This window comes from Streptomyces sp. NPDC002265, assembly GCF_040296125.1.
Lineage (GTDB): Bacteria > Actinomycetota > Actinomycetes > Streptomycetales > Streptomycetaceae > Streptomyces.
In genome coordinates, this window is the sequence record NZ_JBEOWS010000397.1 from 1 (window position 1) to 8,368 (window position 8,368).

Genomic DNA, 8,368 nt, shown 5'->3' on the forward strand with positions numbered 1-8,368 from the left:
GCCATCACCATCTTGATCACACCACCGACACCCGCAGCAGCCTGGGCGTGACCGATGTTCGACTTCAGCGAACCCAACCACAACGGCTGTCCTTCAGGGCGCTCCTGACCGTACGTGGCAAGCAGCGCCTGCGCCTCGATCGGGTCGCCCAGCCTCGTACCCGTACCGTGCGCCTCCACCACGTCGACCTGCCCCGAGGACAGGCCCGCGTTCGCCAGCGCCTGCCGGATCACCCGCTGCTGCGCCGGACCGTTCGGAGCCGTCAGACCGTTCGACGCACCGTCCTGGTTGACGGCGCTACCGCGGACCACCGCCAGCACCTGATGCCCGTTGCGACGCGCGTCGGACAGCCGCTCCACCAGCAGCATGCCCGCACCCTCGGCCCAGCCCGTACCGTCCGCCCCGGCGCCGAACGCCTTGCACCGGCCGTCCGCCGACAGCCCGCGCTGACGGCTGAACTCCACGAACACGGACGGGCCTGCCATCACCGTGACGCCGCCGACGAGAGCCATCGAGCACTCCCCGCTCCGCAGCGCCTGCGCGGCGAGGTGGAGGGCCACGAGCGACGACGAACACGCCGTGTCGACCGTGACCGCCGGGCCCTCCAGGCCGAACGTGTACGAGACGCGCCCCGAAGCGACGCTGCCCGCACTGCCGTTGACGAGGTAGCCCTCCAGCCCCGCCGGCGAAGTGTGCACGCGCCCGCCGTAGTCGTGGTACATCACGCCGGCGAAGACACCGGTCCTGCTGCCCCGCACCGTCGCCGGGTCGATCCCGGCCCGCTCGAACGCCTCCCACGAGGTCTCCAGCAGCAACCGCTGCTGCGGGTCCATCGCCAGCGCCTCGCGCGGCGAGATCCCGAAGAACTCGGCGTCGAAGTCCGCCGCGTCATGGAGGAAGCCGCCCTCGCGGGTGTAGCTGGTGCCCCACTGGTCGGGGTCCGGGTCGTAGAGCTTCTCCACGTCCCAGCCGCGGTCCTCGGGAAAGCCCGACACGGCGTCGCGGCCGGAGTGCACCAGTTGCCACAGGTCTTCGGGCGACCGCACACCGCCGGGATAGCGGCAGGCCATGCCCACGATCGCGATGGGCTCGTCCGCCGTTCCGATGGCCGGGGAGAGTGCCGCCTGCACGGCTGCCGTCGCCTCGCCGGAGCCCGCTGCTTCGGCGGCGAGGAAGCGGGCGAGGGCGAGCGGGTTCGGGTGGTCGAAGATCAGGGTGGCGGGCAGGCGCATGCCTACGGCCGAGTTGAGCTTGTTGCGCAGTTCGACGGCGGTGAGCGAGTCGAACCCGATGTCCTTGAACGAGTCGTCCGCGCCGACCGACTGTGTGCCGGCGTGCCCGAGCACGGCGGCGACCTCGTTGCGCACCAGGTCCAGCACCACCTGCTCGCGCTCGGCCTCCGGCAGCCCGGCCAGCCGCTGCCCCAGCGATCCCTTCGGCGCGGTCCGCGCCGCGCGCCGCACCGGCGCGACCCTCACCAGTTCGCGCAGGACCGGCGGTACGGACTGCTGCCCCTGTCCTTCGTGGAAGGCGGACGTGTCGAGCCGGATCGGGGCGACCGCTGCCCGACGGGTGGCCAGTGCCGCATCGAACATCCGTAGGCCGTCCGCCGACGGGATCGCGGCGAGGCCCATGCGCTTGATACGCGTGAGATCGATGTGGTCGAGGCCGCCGGTCATGGCGCTCTCGCTGTCCTGCGCCCACAGGCCCCAGGCCAGCGACGTGGCCCTCAGACCCGCGGCACGACGGTGCTCGGCGAGGGCGTCGAGGAAGGTGTTCGCAGCGGCGTAGTTCCCCTGGCCCGGCGTGCCGAGGGTGCCCGCCACCGATGAGAAGAGCACGAACGCGGACAGGTCGCCGGACAGCTCGCACGCCAGGTCGTGCAGGTTCAGCGCCGCGTCCACCTTCGGGCGGAACACGGCGTCCAGCCGCTCGGGGGTCAGCGAGCCGATGATTCCGTCGTCCAGGACGCCGGCGGTGTGGATGATCGCGGACAGGTTCTGCCCGGGCCCGGTCAGGAGTGCACGGACGGCATCACGGTCGGCCACATCACACGCGGCCCAGGTGACGTCGGCGCCCTGCGCGGTCAGCTCGGCGGCGAGCTCGGCCGCGCCGGGTGCGTCCCCACCGCGGCGGCTGACCAGCAGCAGGCTGCGCACACCGTGCTCGGCGACCAGGTGCCGGGCCAACAGCCCGCCCAGCCCGCCAGACGCGCCGGTCAGCAGAACGGTGCCGGAGCCGAGGTCGGGAAGCTCCGGATCCGCGTCCGACGCGGCGACGCGGACCAGCCTCGGCACCCGGACCTCGTCGTCCGCGTGCACCGCGGCCTGGGACTCACCGGACGCGATCAGGCCGGGCAGCACCCGGGCGAGACCGGAACCGCCGACATCGCTGCCGACACCGACACCGACACCGGCATCGGCATCGGCATCGGCATCAGCGGCGGTCTCCACCAGAACAATGCGGTCGGGGTTCTCGGTCTGCGCCGAGCGCACCAGTCCGCGGACCGCCGACTGGGCGAGGTCTCCCCCACGCATCACCAGCACCAGGCGCGCCGGGCGTTCCTCGGCCAGCCACCACTGCACCAGCTCCAGCACCGCGTGGGTGACCTCACGGACCCGTGTGGCAAGGTCCGCGCCGGCCCCGGTCGGGCAGTGCACGACCACGGCATCGGCGACGACTCCGACGTTGGCGTTGACTCCGGCATCGGTGCCCGCCGACAAGTCGGCGGCCCGAAGAGCGGCGAGATCCTCGTACGTCTCGATCCTCATGCCGTCCGGCGCGGGCGGCAGGCCGACCGGCGTCCACTCCAGGCCGAAGAGCGCATCGGCGCGGCCGGAACCGGCGCGCAACCGGTCGGCGGGCACCGGGCGCAGCGTCAGTGTGTCGACCTGCGCGATCGGCTCGCCGGTGCCGTCGGCCAGCATCAGCGACACCGTGGAGGTGCCGGTGCCGACGCGCGAGACCTTCACCCGCAGGCCGGAGGCTCCGGCAGCCGCCAGACGCACACCGCTCCAGGCGAACGGCAGCAGCCCGTTCCCCGTCCTGGCCTCGGGCTCGACCGCGCCCAGCCAGACGGTGTGCAGAGCGGCGTCGAACAGGGCGGGGTGCAGGCCGTACGCCTCCGCATCCATCCGCTCCCCGCCCGGCAGCTCCACCTCGGCGAAGAAGTCGTCCCCGTCCCGCCACGCGGCGCGCAGCCCCTGGAAGACGGGTCCGTAGTCGAGCGCCATGCCGGCCAGGCGGTCGTAGAACCCGTCGACGTCGACCGGCTCCGCGCCCACGGGCGGCCACACGGCGAGCGAGCCGTCCACGGGCCCTCCGGTGGCGACGGCCAGCGAGCCGGAGGCATGCCGACTCCATGCCCGCTCGGAGACGTCCTCGTGGGCGTACGCGTCCCCGCCGTCGATCCGCGAGTGCACGGTCAGCGCCCTGCGACCCGAGCCGTCGTCGGCGCCGACGCGCACCTGCAGGGCGACGCCCCCGCGCTCGGGCACGAGCAGCGGTGTCTCCAGCGTCAGCTCTTCCAGCAGGTCGCAGCCCACGGCGTCGGCAGCGGTGATCGCCAGCTCGACGAACGCGGTTCCCGGCAGGAGCGCGACCCCACTGACGGCGTGGTCCGACAGCCACGGGTGCGTATGCGTCGAGAGCCGCCCGGTGAGCAGATGTCCGTCCCCGTCGGCCAGTGGCACGGCGGCGCCGAGGAGCGGGTGACCGGCCTCGCCCTGCCCCACCGCGCGCATGTCACCGGCGGAGGCGGGGGCGTCGAGCCAGTAGCGCTCGCGCTGGAAGGCGTACGTGGGCAGATCGACGCGGCGGGCGCCCGGGAAGAAGGCGTGCCAGTCCACTTCGGCACCGCTGACGTGAAGTTGGGCGTACGCGGTGGTGAGCGCCTGGGGTTCGGGGCGGTCGGCTCGGAGTACGGGGATGGTGACGATGTCGTCCACACAGCCCTGCGCCAGACCGCTCAACACACCTCCGGGACCGATCTCCACGAACGTGGTCACACCCAGCTCGTGCAGGGTCCGCACACCGTCGGCGAAGCGGACCGCCTCGCGGACGTGCCGCACCCAGTACTCGGGCGTGTACGCCTCGACCACACGACCGGTGAGGTTCGAAACGACAGGAATCCGCGGCTCGTTGAAGACCAGACCGCCGACGACCTCCGCGAACTCTTCCAGCATCGGATCCATCAACGGCGAATGGAACGCGTGACTGACCTTCAGGCGAGACGTCTTACGACCCTGACCGGCGAACACCTCGGCAATCGCCGCAACCGCGCCCCCCACACCCGAAATGACCACGGACCGAGGCCCGTTGACCGCCGCGACACCGACCTCGTCGGTCAGATACGGCAACACCTCGTCCTCAGACGCCTGCACCGCCACCATCGCACCACCGGCAGGCAACGCCTGCATCAACGCAGCCCGCGCCGACACCAGCCTCGCCGCATCCTCCAGCGACAACACCCCGGCCACATGCGCAGCCGCGATCTCACCCACCGAATGCCCGGCCACGAAGTCCGGCCGGACGCCCCACGATTCGAGAAGCCGGAACAACGCCACCTCGACCGCGAACAATGCCGGCTGCGCCGAACCCGTCCGGTGGAGCTCGTCCGAGTCGACATCGACGGGCGCATCCAGGAGCGCGCACACCGCGTCGTAGGCCGCAGCGAACACCGGGTACGCCGCGTACAGCTCGTGCCCCATACCCAGCCGCTGCGAACCCTGACCCGAGAAAAGGAACCCGACCTTGTCCGCCGGATGAGCGCGCCCGGCGACGACGTTCGCCGCCGGTTCTCCTGCGGCGAGGGCCTCAAGGCCCGCCCGCAGTTCGGCCGGGTCGGTACCGACCACCGCTGCCCGGTGCTCCAGCGCCGACCGCGTCGTGGCCGACGAGAATCCGACGTCGACGGGCGACACGTCATCGGTCGCGCTAGCCAGCAGACGCTCCGCCTGGGCTCGTAGCGCCACTTCACTCTTCGCCGACAGCACCCACGGCACGGGCACCGGGCGGTGTTCGCGGGTCGGCTCGGCCGCGCCCGCGGCAGGCGCCTCCTCGATGACGGTGTGCGCGTTGGTGCCGCCGATGCCGAAGGACGACACCGCGGCCCGGCGGGGCCCAGCGGTCGCGGGCCATGGCACCGGCTCCGTCAGCAGCCGCACGGCGCCCGCCGACCAGTCGACGTGCGGCGTCGGCTCGTCCACGTGCAGGGTCCGCGGGAGCACTCCGTGCCGCATCGCCATCACCATCTTGATCACACCGGCGACACCCGCGGCGGCCTGCGTGTGACCGATGTTGGACTTGACCGAGCCCAGCCACAGCGGCCGGTCGTCGGAGTGTTCCCGACCGTACGTGGCGAGGAGCGCCTGCGCCTCGATGGGGTCGCCGAGCCTGGTCCCCGTGCCATGGGCCTCGACGGCGTCCACGTCGGCCGGCGTGAGCCCGGCGGACGCCAGCGCCTGCCGGATGACCCGCTGCTGCGAGGGACCGTTCGGCGCGGTCAGACCGTTGGACGCGCCGTCCTGATTGACCGCACTGCCCCGCACGACGGCCATCACCCGGTGGCCATTGCGCCGGGCGTCGGACAGCCGCTCCACCAGCAGCATGCCGGCGCCTTCACCCCAGCCCGTACCGTCGGCGCCGGCCGCGAACGCCTTGCACCGGCCGTCGGGCGCCAGACCGCGCTGCCGGCTGAACTCCACGAACAGGTCCGGCGTGGTCATGACGGTGACGCCCCCGACCAAAGCCATCGTGCACTCGCCGCTCCGCAGCGACTGCGCGGCGAGATGGAGGGCGACGAGCGAGGACGAGCACGCCGTGTCGACCGTGACCGCCGGACCCTCCAGGCCGAACGTGTAGGAGATGCGTCCGGACACGACCGACGCCGCCTTGCCGGTGAGCGCGTACCCCTCGATCTCCTCGGGCGCGTTGCGCAACCCGTTGGCGTAATCCTGGCCGTTGGTGCCGACGAAGACGCCGGTACGGCTGGCGCGGACGGACGCGGGGGCGATGCCGGCCCGCTCGAAGGCCTCCCACGAGGTCTCCAGCAGCAGCCGCTGCTGCGGGTCCATCGCCAGGGCCTCGCGCGGCGAGATCCCGAAGAGACCGGCGTCGAAGCGGTCGGCGCCCTGGATGAAGCCACCCTCACGCGAGTACGTCTTGCCGGGCCGGTCGGGGTCGGGGTCGTAGAGCGCGTCGATGTCCCAGCCGCGGTCGGTGGGGAACCCGGACAACGCGTCCCGGCCGGAGCTCAGCAGCTCCCACAGGTCCTCCGGCGACTGGACGCCGCCGGGGAAACGGCAGCTCATGCCGACGATCGCGAGAGGTTCGTCGGCCGCGAACGCGGCCGTGGCCTGCGCGGCGTCCGCCTCCGGCCCCGGCCCCGGCCCGCCGAGGAGCTCCTCGCCCAGGTGACGGGCGAGAGCGGTGGGGGTCGGGTGGTCGAAGACCAAGGAGCTGGGCAGCTTGAGGCCGGTGGCCGTGTTGAGCCTGTGGCGCAGTTCGACGGCGGTGAGCGAGTCGAACCCGGTCTCGCGGAACGTCCGGTCGGCTTGGAAGGCGCCCCTGCCGGTGTGGCCAAGCACTGTGGCGGCCTGCTCGCGGACCAGGTCCAGCAGGATACGACCCTGTTCCCCCGGTGTGGCGACGAGGAGGCGCTGGATCAGCGCGGACACGGGCGCGTCGGCGCTCCGCGCGGCCCGGGCGCGTGCTTCAAGGGCTTCGCGGGCCTCGGGCACGCCGTGCAGCAACGGGCAGGGGCGCGTGGCGGCGAAGGCCGGGACGAACCGGTCCCAGTCCACGTCCGCGACGGTCACGCAGGTGTCACCGTGGGTCAGCGCACCGTGCAGCACGGAGATCGCGGGAAGGGCCGCGATCTCCCGTATGCCGCGCCGCCGCAGATGGTCACCGGCGGCGCCGTCGGCCATGCCCCCGTCCGCCCAGGATCCCCAGGCGACGGACAGCGCGGGCAGGCCCTGCGCCCTGCGCTGCTCGGCGAGGGCGTCGAGGAAGGCGTTCGCGGCACCGTAGGCGCCCTGGCCGCCGTTGCCCCAGACACCGGTCATCGAGGAGAAGAGCACGAAGGCGTCGAGGTCCTGGCGGTCCCGGGTCAGCTCGTGCAGGTGGAGGGCTGCGTCCGCCTTGGGGCGCAGCACGTGGTCGAGGCGCTCGGGCGTGAGCGATTCGACCAGGCCGTCGTCGAGTACGCCCGCGGCGTGCACCACGGCATTCACGGTGTGCCGACCGAACAACTCGGCGAGCGCGTCGCGGTCGGCCACATCGCACGCGACGACGGTGACCTCGGCGCCCGACTCCTCCAACTCCGCCTTGAGTTCAGCGGCGCCCGGGGCGTCGTGTCCCCGGCGGCCGGCGAGCACCAGGTGCTCGGCACCGGCACCGGCGAGCCAGCGGGCCACGTGCCCGCCCAGCGCACCCGTACCACCGGTCACGAGCACCGTGCCGCGCGGCGACCAGGGCGCGTCCGCAGGCGCCGCGCTCTGCGGGGCGCGCACGAGACGGCGGCCGGACACGCCGGAGGCGCGTACGGCGAGCTGGTCCTCGTCGGCCTGGGCCAGCACGCCGGTCAGTCGCTCCAGCGCGCGGGAGTCCGGCTCGGCGGGCAGATCGACGAGCCCGCCCCAGCGCTGCGGCTGTTCCAGGGCGACGACCCTGCCCAGGCCCCAGAGCCGGGCGGAAACGGGGTCGGTCAGCGGGTCCGTCGTGCCGGTCGACACCGCGCCACTGGTCAGGCACCACAGCGGAGTCTCGATCCCGGCGTCGCCGAGGGCCTGGACCAGCAGGACGAGCCGCTGGAGGGCAGCAGCACCCGCTTCTCCCTGCGCTGCGGCAAACAGGATCCCGTCGACCTGTTCGTGCCCGGCGTCGGTGAGGGCCCGGGCCAGCGTGTCGCGGTCGGTGTCCTCCCCCAAGGCGAACGGTACGAGCGTGACGCCGAGTTCCGTGAGCCCGGCGCGGATCGCCTCGGTCCACGCCGTCTCCTCGGAGACCGCGTAGAGCCAGGTCCCCGGCGGAACGGCCCCGGCCATGTCACCGAGCGGCTGCCAGGTGATCCGGTAGCGCCAGCCGTCGGCGGTGGACTGCTCGCGCCGCTTCCGACGCCAGGCGGACAACTTGGGTGCGACCAGGCCTAGTTCGGCGGGCTCCAGTCCCAGCAGCGCACCGAGGGACGCCCGGTCCTCGCTCTCGACGGAGTCCCAGAACTCGGCGTCCATCGCCTCTGAGGTGCCGACGGTCGCCGCTTGAGACGCGTAGAGCCAGTAGCGCTCGCGCTGGAAGGCGTACGTGGGCAGGTCGACGCGACGAGCGCCGGGGAAGAACGCCTGCCAGTCCGGCGAGATGCCATAGG

General features: G+C 72.8%; 1 protein-coding gene. It reads right to left on the reverse strand.

The window, feature by feature from the left end; all coding sequences use genetic code 11:
- The coding region (locus ABT085_RS40385; RefSeq protein ID WP_351620213.1) for an SDR family NAD(P)-dependent oxidoreductase at positions 1-8,368 on the reverse strand (8,368 nt) is incomplete at both ends.